Raw genomic sequence first — 15,465 nt, 5'->3', positions numbered from 1 at the left:
GCCCGTCAGGCAATTCATCTTGATGAGTTAAGCATGGTATTAGGAATAATGACTTTAAGAAGATAACATCAGAAAGGCTACAGCACTGTGGCCTTTTTTTCGACTAATGCCGCTTAATATCATACTAATAATTGCCCAGCCAGCATGTTTGTTTACTCTGCTAACAACCCCAGAGATTTACGTTGTTGCCTGCTTTGCTCATAAGTCTGCATACCGTAAGCACCACCTGTCTGCATTAATGTGGCTATTTGATGATTTTTACCCTCACGGATCAAATGCCCGACAGCCTGATTGACAACTAGAATTTCATGTATGGCTACCCTGTCTTCTTTTTTGGCAGGCAGCAATTGTTGAGCAATAACAGCCTTTAAACTCCCTCCCAATTGGCTACAAATCCAACTTTTTTCTTCTGCGGAGAAGACATCAATCAACCGATCTATCGCTTGAATTGCGCCACGGGTGTGTAACGTTGATAAAACCAAATGCCCTGTTTCAGCCGCCGTCAGAGCCAACCGGATCGTTTCTTTATCCCGTAATTCCCCCAGCAAAATCACATCAGGATCTTGCCGCAATGCACCTTTCAATGCCATTTGATAATTTTGCGCATCTTCACCTATCTGCCTTTGCTGTATCAGGCAATTCCGGCTTTGATGAACAAACTCAATGGGTTCTTCCAGCATAATGACATGTTTGCTGCTTTGGCTATTCAGCGCATTAATCATGGCTGACAGTGTTGTCGATTTCCCGCTTCCCGTCGCACCTGTGACTAATATCAATCCACTCACCTCTTGCAAAATAAGGCGTTGAATGATCTCAGGGGCATACAATTGTTCCAGAGTCGGGCATTTATCCGGAATTAACCTCAACACCAATGACAAATGAGATTGTTGATAAAATAAATTTCCCCTGAGCCTCTGCCTATCAAGCATCACTATCACGAAATCAACATGTCCGTGTTCTTGCAACTGCTGTTTTTGCATATCCGATAATATTTCTTCACTCCATTTCTCAATCGTATCTGGCTGAATTTCTTCCAATTGCATCTGTGGATACAATATGCCGTTGATGCGCAAAACCGGAACTTGCCCGACACAAAGATGCAGATCGGAGGCATTATGCTTTACACTAAGGGACACTAATTTTTCCATATTCACTTTTTAATCTCCTGAGTCACCTATGAACAATATTGAACAAAATCTTCACGATGTCAGGAACCGCATTACCCTTGCAGCTCAAAAATGCGGGCGTTCTCCAGAAGAAATTACCTTGCTTGCAGTCAGCAAAACCAAACCCACGGATGCTATCGCAAAAGCTATCGCCGCTGGTCAACGGGAATTTGGCGAAAATTACGTTCAGGAGGGAGTCGAAAAAATTCAATATTTCAGCAATCATGAGGATTTGGTCTGGCACTTTATTGGCCCGTTGCAGTCCAATAAAAGCCGTCTGGTGGCAGAACATTTTGATTGGTGTCATACCATTGACAGGCTGAAAATCGCCCAAAGACTGAGTGAGCAGCGTCCTGATGGCATGCCGCCCCTCAATGTGCTGATTCAAATTAATATCAGCGGTGAAGAGAGTAAGTCAGGTATTTTATTAGAAGAATTAGTTGATTTGGCCGCCAAGATTAGTTCTCTGCCTAATCTGACATTACGTGGCTTGATGACCATCCCTGCACCAGAAAACCATTTTGAACACCAAGTCGCTATTTTTCGCAAAATGGAACAAGCATTTACCCAATTGAAAGCCCTGTATCCACAAGTTGATACACTTTCAATGGGCATGACAGATGATATGGAAGCCGCTATTACCAGTGGATCTACACTCGTCCGGATTGGGACAGCAATATTCGGGGCACGTCAATATCGCGCTTAATTTAGGACTGAATTTCAACCTAAACAATATCTGACCCAATACTCCAAATTAACTCATATGCGAGATTATTTAATGGAAAACCGTAAAATTACCTTTATAGGCGCAGGAAATATGGCCCATGCCATTATTGCCGGGCTGGTCCGGAAAGGTTATCCCGCTGAATTCATCACTGTCTGCTCTCCAAATACAACCCGCCGCGACGTTTTGGCAAAAACATACGGTATTAACAGCCAACACGATAATATTCGCCATGCGCAAGAAGCAGACGTCATTGTCCTCGCCGTAAAACCACAAATGATGGCAGAAGTTTGTGATGCACTGCGCCCACAGCTCAATTTTGACCAAAAACTGGTTCTTTCCATTGCTGCCGGCATGTCTGTTTCCCGTTTTTATGCGCTTTTACAAGATAACCTTAACATCATCCGCATCATGCCAAATACTCCTTCACTGGTTGGGCAAGGCGTTAGCGGAATGTTCGCACCTGAACACGTTTCTCAACCTGATCGCGAATTCGCGACATCATTGATGGAATGTGTCGGAAAAGTCTGTTGGGTAGATAACGAAAGCGGGATCAATGATATTATCGCCATCGCAGGAAGTGCCCCAGCCTATTTCTTCTTGTTTATGGAATCAATGCAACAAGAAGCTGAACGTTTGGGATTCGACAGCGAAACCGCCAGAGAGCTTGTCCTGCAAGCAGCGATAGGATCAGCTAAACTGGCTGAAACGCAAAAAGATCTTCCTTTTGCTATCCTACGTGAGCAGGTAACATCTAAAGGAGGTACAACGGCTGAAGCATTACGCATTTTTTATGAAGGCAATTTGCCTGAAATTGTGTCCAATGCTATGCAAGGAGCAATCCGCCGGGCGCAGGAAATGGAAACATTATTTTAACTCAATTGGTTTAATTCATATCAGGGCTGCTACATGCAATTCTTAAACTTTATTTTTTCTACGGTTCTGCATTTATATACTGCCGTTTTACTGCTGCGCATCTGGATGCAGTGGGCACGTTGTGATTTCTATAATCCATTCTCACAATTTGTCGTTAAAATTACCCAGCCAGTCGTGCGCCCATTACGTAGGGTGATCCCTTCTGTTGGCCCGATCGATATGGCATCCGTTGTGCTGGCTTTTGTGCTCGTTTTCTTGAAGATTATGATGCCTATTTGGCTGAATACCGGGCAGTTTTTTCCTTCCGAAATTGAAGTTTTGCCTAATCTGAAAATAAACTCAACATTCCTGTTCCCCTATAGTCTGATCCAATTACTGACTGAGGCAGGGAAATTGGTATTCTGGCTGGTCATCGCCCGGGCATTATTGAGTTGGATTAGCCAAGGTCGTAATCCCGTTGACTATGTTTTGCTGCAATTGACCGAACCACTCATGTCTCCTATCCGTCGTATTATTCCTTCTATGGGAGGCCTTGATTTCTCGGCCATGATTGTCATTCTCATCCTCTACGCACTGAATTACCTGAGCAATGACATCATCAGCTGGTTGATTTCAATGTTTTTAATTAATTAAATCAACTAAATACATAGGTTAATGACATAAATGGCAATGCAAAAAGTTGTTCTCGCTACAGGAAATACGGGCAAAGTTCGCGAACTGGCAGGTTTATTAGCTGACTTTGGCTTGGATATTGTGGCTCAAACTGAATTGGATGTTGATTCCGCTGACGAAACCGGCCTCACTTTCATCGAAAATGCGATCATCAAAGCTCGCCATGCCGCAGCAATCACAGGGTTACCCGCCATTGCGGATGATTCAGGATTATCTGTTGATGCATTAGGGGGCGCCCCGGGCATTTATTCCGCCCGCTATGCAGGCAGTGATGCCTCTGATCAGGAAAATCTGGAAAAACTACTGGAAGCCATGAGTGATGTTCCTGATGAACAACGTCAGGCACAATTCAATTGTGTTTTAGTTTTCCTGCGCCATGCTGAAGATCCGACACCTCTGGTATTCCATGGCCGCTGGTCAGGTGTTATCACCCATGCACCTGCCGGAGAAGGTGGCTTTGGTTATGACCCTGTTTTTTATGCGCCTGAATTTGGTTGTACCGCCGCTCAATTGAGTCGCGAGCAAAAAAATGCCGTTTCTCACCGTGGAAAAGCATTGGGAATGTTGTTGGAAGCCATGCGTAATGCTTAAATTGCCACCTCTGAGTCTTTATATTCATATTCCTTGGTGCGTGCAAAAATGCCCTTACTGTGATTTCAACTCACATGCTTTAAAGGGAGAAGTTCCGCATCAGGAATATGTCGACCATTTATTGGCAGATTTACGCGCTGATCTGCCGATGGTTGGTGATCGTGAAGTATCTACAATTTTTATTGGCGGTGGAACACCAAGCCTGTTAAGTGCCGAAGGAATGCAACGGCTGCTCGATGGTGTCAGAAGCTCACTCACGCTTTCCCCACAAGCAGAAATCACAATGGAAGCCAATCCGGGAACCGTTGAAGCTGATCGTTTCAGTGCTTATCAACAAGCCGGAATCAACCGGATTTCCATCGGTGTACAAAGTTTCGGTTCAGATAAATTGATCCGCTTGGGGCGCATTCATGGCCCTGAAGAAGCCAAACGTGCCGCTAAATTGGCTGACGGGCTGGGACTGCGCAGCTTCAATTTAGATTTAATGCATGGATTGCCCAATCAGACTCTCAATGAAGCACTGAATGATTTACGTCAGGCGATTGAACTCTCTCCGCCGCATTTGTCTTGGTATCAACTGACGATTGAACCAAACACAAGCTTTGGTTCCCGTCCCCCTGTTTTACCGGATGATGACGCACTGTGGGATATTTTTTCACAAGGCCATCAATTGCTGACAGAAGCGGGCTATCACCAATACGAAACGTCAGCCTACGCCAAACCGGGTTATCAGTGCCAACATAACCTCAATTACTGGCGTTTTGGTGATTACTTAGGTATTGGTTGTGGTGCACACGGAAAAATTTCGTTTGAAGATGGAAATATTCTCCGTACAGTGAAAACCAAGCACCCACGTGGTTATATGCAAGGCCGTTATTTGGACCAAAAAAATCAGGTGGCTCATCAAGATCGCCCATTTGAATTTTTCATGAACCGTTTTCGGTTATTGGAATCCATGCCACGCCGGGATTTCAGTGAGTTCACCGGATTACCGGAACATACCATTCGTCCACAAGTTGATGAAGCATTGGCTAAAAGTTATATCACTGAAACCGATACACACTGGCAAATCACTAAACACGGAAAGTTATTTTTGAATTCATTGTTGGAACTGTTTTTATAAAACTAAAACTGTACCTGTTATTTTATGGGTGCAGTTTTTCTGTTTTTGCTTTTGCCAAAGACATCATGACGGCCTCCCTTGCAAAGGTTGTAATAGTCATGGCTGCATCTCCTACTTGAATTCGCTATATAGGAACATGACTACAATGAAAACGATGGTGCAAATTTTGTTCGCTTTTTCATTCACCCAAATTTTGCGGCTGACCTCATCATTGCCCATCAGGTACTCAGCCTGATATAGGTTTACCTCCCTGTGTTTGTCTATCATTAACACTGATTTTCGACCGCTTGCCAGATATTTTCCCTACCACCAATTGCAAAGGTAGAAAAAATCACGGGCTACCTTACGCAGCCCACATAAATGATGATGCTATAATTTATTGTTCTTTTGGCACATACACACTGCCGCCGTCATCCCGTTCTAACAATGTCCAGAGTACCCGATGGGCGTGCCCATTGCGATCTGTCCATTCAGGTAGGTCTTGTCCCTGCCTGAACTGGGCGCATTGCAGACATCATTCTCGTCTTCACGGATTTTTTACAGTTAGCAATAAGGTCACGGATATCACATATCTGGTCCACATACGGAATGACAGAAATCACCGTTCCCGTCACGACTTGAGCAGTCGAAGGATCATCATGAAAATCCCCTTTTAAAACCTCCCGAATCCATTCGCCCGTAGCTTCTGCTGATACCTGATTCACCCAGCTATCTGGGGCAGGCTTAAAAAAAGCCAAAGCATCTTCAAGATACTTGTTCATTTTTCACTAACTCCCTGTGCATTCGAAAAGGCCGCATCAACCTCACTTAGCAAAACGTCATAGCGCTTCCATGGCGGATCGGGTTGCGGATCAGGCAGAATATATTCCACAACCGCAGACTCCAACGGTACATTCTTGTGCAGGGCATAGCCCTGTTCATCCAGTTGCCCTGACAGAACTGCCCCGTTATCAAACGTGATTTTGTAAAGGGCTTGAGCAATCGGTTCATTGTCATCATCACGAAAATCCAGTGACAAATCATAGCGCCCATCACCAGGCAAGTACGGCATCGGTAGATTTTGCGGAGCACTTTTCGTCTTCACCGAATGCACAGTCTTGCGCACATAGTCATGGCTTGTGCCGTACTCAATTTTCCCGTCCTGCAAGATCAGGTAACTGCCGCCCGCATTAATTTTGAAGCGCTTTTTCGCGGCAAACAGCACATCCCCGTCTACGGCGGTCAGGCTGATTTTGCCCTTTGCCAGCAGGGATAGAGCGTTGTTTTGCGCCTGTACATCTACTTTGCCGCCGTTGGCCTTGAGCTGGATGCCGGATTGCTGTGCAAAGACCCCCAGTGAATGCCCCACCTGCAAAGTCATGTTTTCCATCACCCCGATATTGGCATGGCCGCCCACATTAACCATCAGGTTATCACCCGCAGCCAGTTGGACATGGCTGTCACTGGTTAGGGCCATGCCGCTGGGGGCGCTGGCGAGCATCGCTTTATTCAGGGGTTTCAGGCGTTCTTCAAACATCGCCACCTGCTCATGCAGGTCAGCCGCCAGTGTGTTGGCTTGCTCGGCCGCGTCGGAAAGCTGCTCCACCTGTCTTTGCAGGAAGGCAATCTCGTCCAGCGCTTTTGTCATGTCCAGCACCTGCCCTTGTGCTTTGGGCTGTTCTTCTGCACTGATAAACAGCCCTTTGCCCGCCCGTACAGCGCCGTGTTCGTCGGTTCGCAGTTCAAATCCACTGCCCCGTTGCTGACGCTTGGCATCCACCAAATGGCCCAGATTCAGCTGGCTTTTGCCGTGCTCAGTTGCCAACTTGGCATGGGTTTCCCCTCGTCGGTCTTCCAGACGCAGTTTATTGTTGGCAGGGGTTCGCAGGACATTGCGGGTGTGATTGGTGCCGGAGACCAAATCAGGGTGCTCAGAGTCGTGGAAAGCATGGGCGATATAGGGCCGGTCGCAGTCTCCGCCGTCAAAGGCCAGCGCCACTTCCGTGCCGTCCAATAGCGGGGTATGCCAGCCGTAGGTTTCGCCGGCATAGGGTTTGGCCAACCGGACCCACAAATAGGCTTCTCCTGCCTCCCAGCCGTCAAGGTCAAACTGCACCTTCACCCGATAGCGTCCATGCGGGTCAAGCCACGCGTAGGTATCATTTTTCTCGGTGCTTTCAATGCGGGCTGGTAAAGTGCCGGCCATCACCGGGCGCGGCCATAAAGGGGGGCGAAAACAGACGGTTTCACGGTAAACCTGCCCCTGCAACCGGACCCGATAGCTTTTATCCCGTGCCCCGCTGCACGTCAGGGTCGTGAGGAGAATGCCCTCTGCCAGCGCGGCCGGCAAATCCCCCGCCAGCTCCAGCACCTGCCCGACGGCCAGCGATGGCGATGTGCTCCAGCCCGTCACGGTATGCTGGCTATTCAGTAATCGTTCGTGGTGCAAACGGGCAAAAAAACCGCCGCTTTCCGGTTCAGTATTGGTTTCAGCCCCCGCATTCCGGTACGGCTCGGCATAACGGTACATTTCACCAACCGTGAGGGGATCATTCGGGGCCGCATTACCCCGGCTGAATAGTGGCGTCAGAGCGTGGCGGTAATTGTAATCCTGAGTCGTCAGGTTTTTCGTCACCACCTGATGGGTGGTTTTCAAGCCCCAGACACTGTCTGTTCCGCACTGTCACTGAAAATCACCACTTCCCGCTCCAGCCGGCTGTCCATCTCAAAGCGGTAGTAGATCCCCACTTCCGCCAGTAACCGCCGCACAAACGCCAGATCACTTTCCCGCCACTGGGTGACCAGTTCACGGGCCGGGTAGGCCTGACTGAGCCGGAAGTCAAAATCTGCCCCTTCAAAGTCATGGGCACGCAATACCTGCTCAACAACTTCCGGCACGGACTGATTTTGATAGATGGCGCAACGTTCACGCTGGGCCAGCAGTTGCAACCTGGGCACCAGCTCCAGCCGGTAGCGGGTTTCATCCACCGAGGTTGACAGGCGCTTGAAGTGACGGATCACCCCGTGTACCGCTTTGACGCCACCGTCGGGATGGGACGAAGACAATCCGGCCAGAATGCCGGATACCGGCGGTTGCAGGGTAAACGTGGCGGTTTTCAACAATACCTGCTCCGGCAGGATATCCGCCTCCGGGCAGGTCACATGAATCAGATAACGGTAAGGCTGGCTCAGGCTTTCTCGCCCTCGAAAAGATTGGACATCCAATTCTGGCGGACATTGCAAAACAGCCAAATGATAGCGGGACCGCCCCAGCACAGACTGGGCAGCCGTCAACAGAGGGTCAGACATGATACTCTCCTTAGTTTTCAGTCCCTCAAGGGCAGTAGCGTCAGGGCGCCATCCCCCAATTCTAATGTGCGGGGTTTATCCGGATCGAGATCACTGCGCCGCAGGACTATCCGCCAGTCCCCTTTTTGATGATCCGGCACACGAAACAGGCCGACGACCGCGACAAACTGGGTGTCATTTTCCATCGGCATGTCCAGTGATACGCTTCCGTCCGGCATGACCAGCACTGCTTGCTGAGCCAACAGGTCATTTTTCAAAATCACCTCATCCTGGCGCAGCAACTGCTGATAATCCGCTCCGTCAAAAGCTTTGCGGTCTTTCAGCTGATAAACCCGTACCATGGTGGTCAGCGGAGCCTGATCCCCATCGGTATTCAAGGCTGCCCGTGGCGTAAAATCCAGGCGCAATACCTTAATTTGCTTAAAAAAAATGGCCTTGGTTACGGCTACCGTACCTTCACTGACAGTTTGGGTCAGACCACACCCCGCCAACAGGGAGGCCAACAAGCACACGCCGCCCAGTTTTCCCGCCGGTGAACGAAATCTTCTCGCCATTGCTTTACACATCCTTCTGCAAAAGTTCATCAAATCAATCCACATCACCCTTGCGGGTTTCCCTTAACGAAAACGGTACTGCCCTGAATCCGCGGGCGGTAACGGGACTTCTTTCACCCCCTGATAACTGCCCAGATTGACGGTAATGGAGGCAGGCATTCGTTCACGATGCTCCGCTTTCAGTCCCAGCACTCCCGTGCGTCCCAGATGAAGGCGCTGTTTTGTTCCCAAACGCGCTTCTGGCAACAGAGATGTCGGTACAGTCAACGTCAGGCGGGCATCACAGCGATATCCCAGATAAACCCGCATCAAAACCGCAAAATCTGTATGTAACTGGCCGCCGGGCAACCATTGCTGTGCTTCCTTGGGATCATGTGTAGTCAGTTGCACACCTATCCGGCTATTTCCCTCCCGTCCCTTACGCCCCAGTACACTGCGCTGAGACAATGACACGCGCTGAGAACGCGATAAACTGCTGCGCTCCCGAATGGGAACAGCCACCGGATCATGGGTTTTGATCACAACCGTCGTATTCGGAGCCAGCAGGGAAACCAAAGCCCGAATCCCCTGACCGGTACGGGTTGGCAGCCGCATCGTGCCCAGCAAGGCTAAAAAGCGGGAAACGGGTGTTGCAACCTGTTCTGCCGTACCGGGTATCCCCAGACCAATCAATCCCAGCAAACATTGCGATGTTGCATCCGTTCCGCCTTTTTCAAAGGTGGCAGGATAGGCGTACTTACGCCAAATCCGGTAAAACTGGGTCATCACGCGATGGTTGAAGATATCCAAAAAAGCTTCCAGTGCTTCATGACCTTCACGTTGCTGGGTAATGTCATCCAGATAATCCGGTGGCAACGGGGAATCCACCCCATACAACCCTAAAAAGGTGGTTCTGACCGAAGGTAGTGTCTCAGGTTGGTTTTCATCCCACTCAATGGTTTTCAGTTCGCTAACCGGAAATCCCATACCAGGATGAGGGCGAAAACGTATCGGATCTGTCGCCGGTGTTGAATCACTGCCCAGCAACGTACCTGCCGGCAGCGATTGTTCCAACAACTGACAAAAGCGGTAAAAGTTAATTCGGGAGGCCTGCGGTTGCAGGGCCTTTATCAGCCGGGTACGCGCTGACTGTGATTCTCGGACCATCTCAGTCGTTTTCCTGTAGGTTGCAAGACCAGCGTCAACTGGTTAAACAGATGAATATCGGCATACAAGGCAAAGAAGCGATGCAGCAATTCACCGAACAGCTTGATGTCCCCTTCACCGGCAAAATTATCGGTATTCAGGGTAACTTCAATATCAATGCCCCGTAGCATAAACCCTTGCTCAAAACGCTGGATAAGACGGTGTTTCACCGCCACAATTGCTTCCAGCCGACGACGGTTCATTTCGTCATCTGTCCAGTCATACAGGGCAAGCGTTCCCCGCAGAACTTCAGGATTATCCATCATGCTAAGGAAGTTGGAACCCAAATGGCTCATTACCCGCCAATGGAAACGATCATTGGCGGGAGGGTAAACAGGCAACGTCGGTGCAGTTAAGTTACGTACCTGAACCGGCACTTTCCCCGGTTTCACCACTCGATTCAGGACCGTGCTCTGCAACGCCTTGCGCGGGAGCTGGCCATTAGTCCCCGTTATCCTCAGTGACAACGCTTCACGCTGGGTTGCCGATTGATCCAAGTCAAACGCATTGCCGCCCAATATCAACCAGGTATCATGCAGCCCTGAAGGGCCGCGACGAACCCGGGTATGGTAGTAACGTTCGGGGGCATCATGGCGCATCATTCCACCCCGATGGCGGAAACTGGAAAAAGGAACATAGGTATTTTTACCGTTCTTGACTGAACCCTGAACCCGATCAACGCTGTAAATTTCAATATGCCCATCCTGCAACCGCAATGGACGCAGCAAATATTCATTTTCCAGAGGGCTAAGTTGTAGCGGGTCAGCTTCCAAGGTAAACAGGTTAATGACAGGTACGCAGTGCAGACGGAAATTCTCCGCATCAAACGGCAAGTCATACGGCCAGAGTTCCCCCAGGACAATATCCAGCTCAAACCAAGGTGTACCCGGCTCTATTTTGATTTTTTCCAACCCATTGAGAGCCAGAAACATAAATTTAGGGCGGAAGGTAAAATATTCCAGAAGTAGCTGATATCCACTGAAAGCCGATTCTCCCTTCGGCCACAAATTATCGTCTTCTTCAAATCCCATCGGCATGAACCAGCCATCAAAACGTCGGCGGTCAGCACTATACTGCCCAGAATCATTTTGCTCAGGAAAGCGCAGGTACATTGCATCAACCTGACGGGTCAATGCCCGGTGCAACGCACTGCTCACAGGGGTATCTGCATTGAGGTAAATACTCAGTTGGCTTAAATCGACTTTATTCCAGTCTGCCATCGCCCCACATTCAAAGCGTAACCGGATAACAGAACGGCCATCCCGTTCCGTTTGTAAGCGGGCATCAGACAATTTCAGCGGCAACAATGGCAAATCGCGGGTTGTGCGATATTGACAGCTGGTTTTTTGCGGCCCGATGGGTTGTGAAAGGATGGAAAATCCTTTTTCAATACTTTCACCATGTTTGAGATGACGATATTCCGGAAGTAATTCCACCACCGCCAACGAGGGGATAGTGCGCATATAATGCGGCCAGAGCAAACTGACCAATCCTTCTGTCAATTCCGGCAGATCATCATCCAATTTTTCTCTCAACCGCCCCATCAGGAAGGCAAAGCCTTCAAACAGGCGTTCGACATAAGGATCACGCGCACCAATTTTATCCAGATTCAGCAACGCAGCCCTGTCCGGGTGTGCCTGGGCAAATTCGCGTCCAGCCTCGCGCAAATAGCGCATTTCGGCTTCATAATAACGCAGGGTTAAATCATCCATTGGCATTGTTTCCTTACCATGAAAGGCAAAACGGTCAGTAATACAAAATCATCAGCGATACAGTACGACCATGCGAACTGGATCGAACTGGATCTGACTTCACCAGTTCTGCCAGCAAATTATCCATTTATTGAGTCAATGCGTTTTTATCGGCATTGTTTTTATCGGCATTGTTTTTATCAGCATTCTTGCATCGGCATTCAATTCATTTGAAACCATCACGCTGTCAGGCTGATTACTGATTCAAAAATATTTGAGACGGCAGTACAAAATTGCGCAACTTCAACAGCTCCAACGGCCCTTCTCCCAGTTCCGTACGCAAAATGTACTTCAGCGGCAAACCATCCGGGGCAACCCACTCCAATTGATAACGGCTGCTGTCTATTGGCGCCACCTTAGCTTTTTCCAACAGGCGAATGACTCCCCAAGGACCAGCATAATTGGCATACAAATTCGTTCCGGCATTGGTGCTGCGCCAGCTCAGTTGTGCACCGGGATAATAGGTATTGCCCGGCCAAGCCATGCTTTGCCAACTTTCCATCTGATTGAAATAATCCAGATTTTGCCCATCAATGGTCAATTGGGTACGTACCACATTATGTGAAGGGCGTGGCATCAACTCAAAACGCAGCCCTGCATCTCCCTGGGCAAAAACAACATCCGCCAGATCATTCAACTGGTTGATGGCTTTCAGGAATTGAGGATTAAATGTCAGCCCTTGGCTGGCTATCGGATCAGGAACCCAACGATTCCCTTCTTTACGTAACAGCCCACCCAGCTGCGCGTTCAAAAACACTTCGATCCGCCCCGTGCCGGCACGCAAGTACTGGGACAATATCGGTAAGGAAGCATCACTGCCGGTGCTGGAAAAAGGGTAACGGCCAATGAAAGCTTTATTCCACTCATCCACCACTGAGCGTTGCCACTGCACATTCAGGCTGCCTGAGGCAGGCTGTAATACCTGTTTCCAAGCCAATTCCAGCGGCTGGACAAAGACCGCATTGCCGAAATTACTCCATTCCTGACCAAGGCTGGCTGCAATCAAACTGCCATAATCACGGGTGTCAGTAAGGTCAACCGCTTTTCCCTGAAAGACGGTTTGTGCCAGCATCTGGGTCATCGCCTGCGGATCTGGTGCATTTGTAATTTGCTGGAGTTTCAAACGCACTTGAGTCACACGGGTCAGGTAAGCCTGAAAACTCAGATTGGTATTCCCCACCGCCCCCTCTTTTTCTCCCATCAGGCTCAACACGGGTTCAAAAAATGGGTCCAACGGCCCGCGAGGCCCACTTGCCTGAGCAATAAGCTGCCGTTGTTTATCGCCTTTAATCAATTTCTTGGTCGACTCCACCAACGTATCTGCCAATGCGCCTCCCAACTGACCGGTTTTGCCTTGCCATGCGAGAGTATTCATCAGAGCAACCAATGGGGATTGGCGGACATCTGCCATCAAAGTCAACTGGTTAATGGCTTCGGATAATGAAGTGGCGTGTTGCCAATGCAAACTATTGACCATATTCAGCCAGGCGTTGCCAAAATCAGTAAAGTAACGCTCCGTTAAACGTGCTTTCAGAACTTCAGGAGAAAGCTCAGCCGAAACAGGCTGTTTATTGTCACTCAGAACCCAGTCAATTTCGTCGCGGCGCTCATTCACAACCTGATCAATGGCATCCTGAACTTGTTCTTCCCAGGCTTGACGAGTAAACACCCCCGGCACGATTTGTTCGCTGGCAAACAACATACTGGCATCAGTGTTGCCCACCATGTCCATTAATGTCAGGTCAGAATAATTATTGGCTACTTTCCTGAGCATTTCCTGATAAAGCGTAGTTTCTGCATTACGCTGACCAATTTGCCTGAGCAGAATCTGGCGTACCTCCCCCACCAAGTTGCGATCCGCCTTAATATTCCATTGCGGGTTTGCAGACAAGTTGCGGGCGTAAAAATCGATCAGTTGTGGCCCGACATCCTGCCACAATGCATGCGGTACACTTTCCCTTGTCGGCCACGTAGCCATCAGAACACGGGTCAGAAAATCCGGTTCAATTCTTTCTGAACGGGTCATCATCAAGTAGGCTTTCAGTTGATCATATGTCAGCTGCGCCTGAGATTTACGCTCGTGACTGCCCGGAGGCAAGTTGGCAATCTCTTTGAATGCCCGCTGTAACTGCTCCTTAGCTCCCGCGATAATTAACTCATCATTGTTAATCTGGTAACGAGGCCACAAAGCTTCCAACAATGCAGGATCCTGATTTAAACCAAAACGAGAGTACCAAGGCGCACCAATGGATTCACGATATTGCAAACGCGCGATTTCCTGCTGCAATGCCAATTGATTACGCAAGCGGATTGACAATAACTTCTTGGGGTCTGCCGCAGCCAGTGCTTGTTGATGAGATTCCAATATTTGGGTCTGGTTAACCCATAGTGACAATAACGTTCCAATCCCCCAAAACAGAGCCAGCCCCAAGCCCCCCCATTGAAAGGCTTTTTCCCAAGGCAACCCGATGCGTTTTCCGCGTATCTGGCGGCAATCACTGAGAACTCCCTGCCATTCAAATGCAGGCAGCCATGTATTCACGTCAGCGCCTCGTTGACTCAGTGGCAAACTGAACATCAGCCCTCTCAAATACAATGCTGAAGGACCTCTTAATGCGGGAGTCAACAGATTTTGTAACTGAGAAATCCAGCTATTTTCCAGTTGTTGAGACAGGCGCAGGAGAAAATCATGACTGTTTTTCTCCAGCATTTGCTGCACGCCCTGTTTCCTCATCGCAGGAATTAAATCACGGAGAGACTCCCCTACCCCGGCCGGAGTTGTCTGCACAGGCAACAAACAGCCGACGGATTGGGATTCACGCTCCTTTTGAGGCCATTCACTATGCCCGATTATCCATAGGTACAAGGGGGCTTGCCATCCCAGCAGCGCATCACGCTTCTGGCTCTGGCGCAACATTTCATCCACCTGATGGGAAGCAGGCCATGGCGTACTGTCTACAGCCCAAACAACACCATCCAACGGACGATGCGGCCGAAGTCGACGTACCGCTTTGATATAAGATTCAGTAGGTACTTTTCCCGCAGGGCCACCCCACAACAGCACCGTTCCCTCTCCTTCCTGCCAATTCTGTTGAGTTAATCCCGGCGCAACCTGTTCAACATGGGCAGGTTCTCCCATCACCCATAACAAACTGACCTTCCGTCGCCAAAAGCGGCCATAACGGTAACGTACCTGCACCATGAGTTCATTCAATGCAACTTCAGCATCAGCGTTTCCGGTGGAGAGTGTCTCTGTTGCCACAATTCCGCCGTTTTTTTCTTGTTGCTTACGCCACTGAATGCGTACCCCTGCCTTACCTACCCGTTCAAACAATCGTTCCAGACACCAGAACAATCCCAAAAGCACTGCGGCGGTACTGACACACCCGATCCAAATTTGAGAAGAAGAAAACGGCCCAAGACCTAACGTGGAATGCACCCATTGTGGATAAAAGACTAAAATACCTGCTATCAAAATCAGCACACAAAGAATAAGCAGCAAGGTGCCGCCGAGGAGGGTTCTTATTGTCACGAT

General features: G+C 49.1%; 12 protein-coding genes and 1 pseudogene. 5 read left to right on the top strand and 8 right to left on the bottom strand.

The window, feature by feature from the left end; genetic code table 11:
• Nucleotides 1-152: 152 nt before the first annotated feature.
• Nucleotides 153-1,154 carry a type IV pilus twitching motility protein PilT gene (locus tag Xsze_RS10700; RefSeq protein WP_038235397.1) on the bottom strand — a complete coding sequence of 334 codons (1,002 nt, stop codon included), beginning with the start codon at nucleotides 1,152-1,154 and terminating at the stop codon, nucleotides 153-155.
• A gap of 22 nt (nucleotides 1,155-1,176) precedes the next feature.
• On the opposite strand from Xsze_RS10700, the gene Xsze_RS10695 reads away from it, so the two are divergent.
• From Xsze_RS10695 to hemW, 5 genes are all read left to right on the top strand, one after another.
• Nucleotides 1,177-1,872, top strand: coding sequence for a YggS family pyridoxal phosphate-dependent enzyme (locus tag Xsze_RS10695; RefSeq protein ID WP_038235399.1), 696 nt, complete (start codon nucleotides 1,177-1,179; stop codon nucleotides 1,870-1,872).
• Between the two features lie 72 nt (nucleotides 1,873-1,944).
• Nucleotides 1,945-2,766, top strand: a complete 822-nt coding sequence (gene proC, locus Xsze_RS10690; protein ID WP_038235401.1) for a pyrroline-5-carboxylate reductase — start codon at nucleotides 1,945-1,947, stop codon at nucleotides 2,764-2,766.
• 33 nt (nucleotides 2,767-2,799) lie between these two features.
• Complete coding sequence (locus Xsze_RS10685) at nucleotides 2,800-3,399, top strand: YggT family protein (RefSeq protein WP_038235403.1); 600 nt, start codon at nucleotides 2,800-2,802, stop codon at nucleotides 3,397-3,399.
• A 36-nt stretch (nucleotides 3,400-3,435) separates the two neighbouring features.
• On the top strand, nucleotides 3,436-4,029 hold the full coding sequence (locus Xsze_RS10680; RefSeq protein WP_038235429.1) for an XTP/dITP diphosphatase: 594 nt from the start codon (nucleotides 3,436-3,438) through the stop codon (nucleotides 4,027-4,029).
• Complete coding sequence (gene hemW / locus Xsze_RS10675; protein ID WP_038235405.1) at nucleotides 4,022-5,152, top strand: radical SAM family heme chaperone HemW; 1,131 nt, start codon at nucleotides 4,022-4,024, stop codon at nucleotides 5,150-5,152. Before Xsze_RS10680 ends, hemW begins: the two co-directional genes overlap by 8 nt.
• Nucleotides 5,153-5,622: 470 nt before the next feature.
• Here hemW and Xsze_RS10670 read toward each other — a convergent pair whose 3' ends face one another.
• The 7 genes and pseudogenes from Xsze_RS10670 to Xsze_RS10640 all read right to left on the bottom strand — a co-directional run bounded on the left by Xsze_RS10670 (nucleotide 5,623) and on the right by Xsze_RS10640 (nucleotide 15,462).
• Entirely contained in the window at nucleotides 5,623-5,913 is a 291-nt protein-coding gene (locus tag Xsze_RS10670) for a hypothetical protein (protein ID WP_038235407.1), read from the bottom strand.
• Nucleotides 5,910-6,956, bottom strand: a complete 1,047-nt coding sequence (locus Xsze_RS22730; RefSeq protein ID WP_422645803.1) for a DUF2345 domain-containing protein — start codon at nucleotides 6,954-6,956, stop codon at nucleotides 5,910-5,912. The genes Xsze_RS10670 and Xsze_RS22730 overlap by 4 nt, the downstream gene beginning before the upstream one ends.
• A 45-nt stretch (nucleotides 6,957-7,001) precedes the next feature.
• Nucleotides 7,002-8,440: pseudogene (locus Xsze_RS10665) on the bottom strand (type VI secretion system Vgr family protein); the annotation flags it as partial.
• A gap of 17 nt (nucleotides 8,441-8,457) precedes the next feature.
• Entirely contained in the window at nucleotides 8,458-8,994 is a 537-nt protein-coding gene (tssJ, locus tag Xsze_RS10660) for a type VI secretion system lipoprotein TssJ (protein ID WP_051462563.1), read from the bottom strand.
• Nucleotides 8,995-9,057: 63 nt separating this feature from the next.
• The gene (gene tssG, locus Xsze_RS10655; RefSeq protein ID WP_038241337.1) at nucleotides 9,058-10,140 is read right to left on the bottom strand and encodes a type VI secretion system baseplate subunit TssG; all 1,083 of its coding nucleotides are present in this window, start codon (nucleotides 10,138-10,140) and stop codon (nucleotides 9,058-9,060) included.
• On the bottom strand, nucleotides 10,104-11,891 hold the full coding sequence (gene tssF / locus Xsze_RS10650; RefSeq protein WP_038241339.1) for a type VI secretion system baseplate subunit TssF: 1,788 nt from the start codon (nucleotides 11,889-11,891) through the stop codon (nucleotides 10,104-10,106). The genes tssG and tssF overlap by 37 nt, the downstream gene beginning before the upstream one ends.
• Nucleotides 11,892-12,126: 235 nt before the next feature.
• Nucleotides 12,127-15,462, bottom strand: coding sequence for an ImcF-related family protein (locus Xsze_RS10640; RefSeq protein WP_038241343.1), 3,336 nt, complete (start codon nucleotides 15,460-15,462; stop codon nucleotides 12,127-12,129).
• Between the last annotated feature and the right edge of the window lie 3 nt (nucleotides 15,463-15,465).

The organism is Xenorhabdus szentirmaii DSM 16338 (assembly GCF_002632585.1).
GTDB classification, from domain to species: domain Bacteria; phylum Pseudomonadota; class Gammaproteobacteria; order Enterobacterales; family Enterobacteriaceae; genus Xenorhabdus; species Xenorhabdus szentirmaii.
This window is presented reverse-complemented; position numbering and strand designations above follow the sequence as displayed.

Bases quoted from the DNA above. Each gene is read 5' to 3' on its own strand.
- Xsze_RS10695 (WP_038235399.1), top strand. From the start codon at position 1,177: ATGAACAATATTGAACAAAATCTTCACGATGTCAGGAACCGCATTACC.
- proC (WP_038235401.1), top strand. From the start codon at position 1,945: ATGGAAAACCGTAAAATTACCTTTATAGGCGCAGGAAATATGGCCCAT.
- Xsze_RS10685 (WP_038235403.1), top strand. From the start codon at position 2,800: ATGCAATTCTTAAACTTTATTTTTTCTACGGTTCTGCATTTATATACT.
- Xsze_RS10680 (WP_038235429.1), top strand. From the start codon at position 3,436: ATGCAAAAAGTTGTTCTCGCTACAGGAAATACGGGCAAAGTTCGCGAA.
- hemW (WP_038235405.1), top strand. From the start codon at position 4,022: ATGCTTAAATTGCCACCTCTGAGTCTTTATATTCATATTCCTTGGTGC.
- Xsze_RS10670 (WP_038235407.1), bottom strand. From the start codon at position 5,913: ATGAACAAGTATCTTGAAGATGCTTTGGCTTTTTTTAAGCCTGCCCCA.
- tssJ (WP_051462563.1), bottom strand. From the start codon at position 8,994: ATGGCGAGAAGATTTCGTTCACCGGCGGGAAAACTGGGCGGCGTGTGC.
- tssG (WP_038241337.1), bottom strand. From the start codon at position 10,140: ATGGTCCGAGAATCACAGTCAGCGCGTACCCGGCTGATAAAGGCCCTG.
- tssF (WP_038241339.1), bottom strand. From the start codon at position 11,891: ATGGATGATTTAACCCTGCGTTATTATGAAGCCGAAATGCGCTATTTG.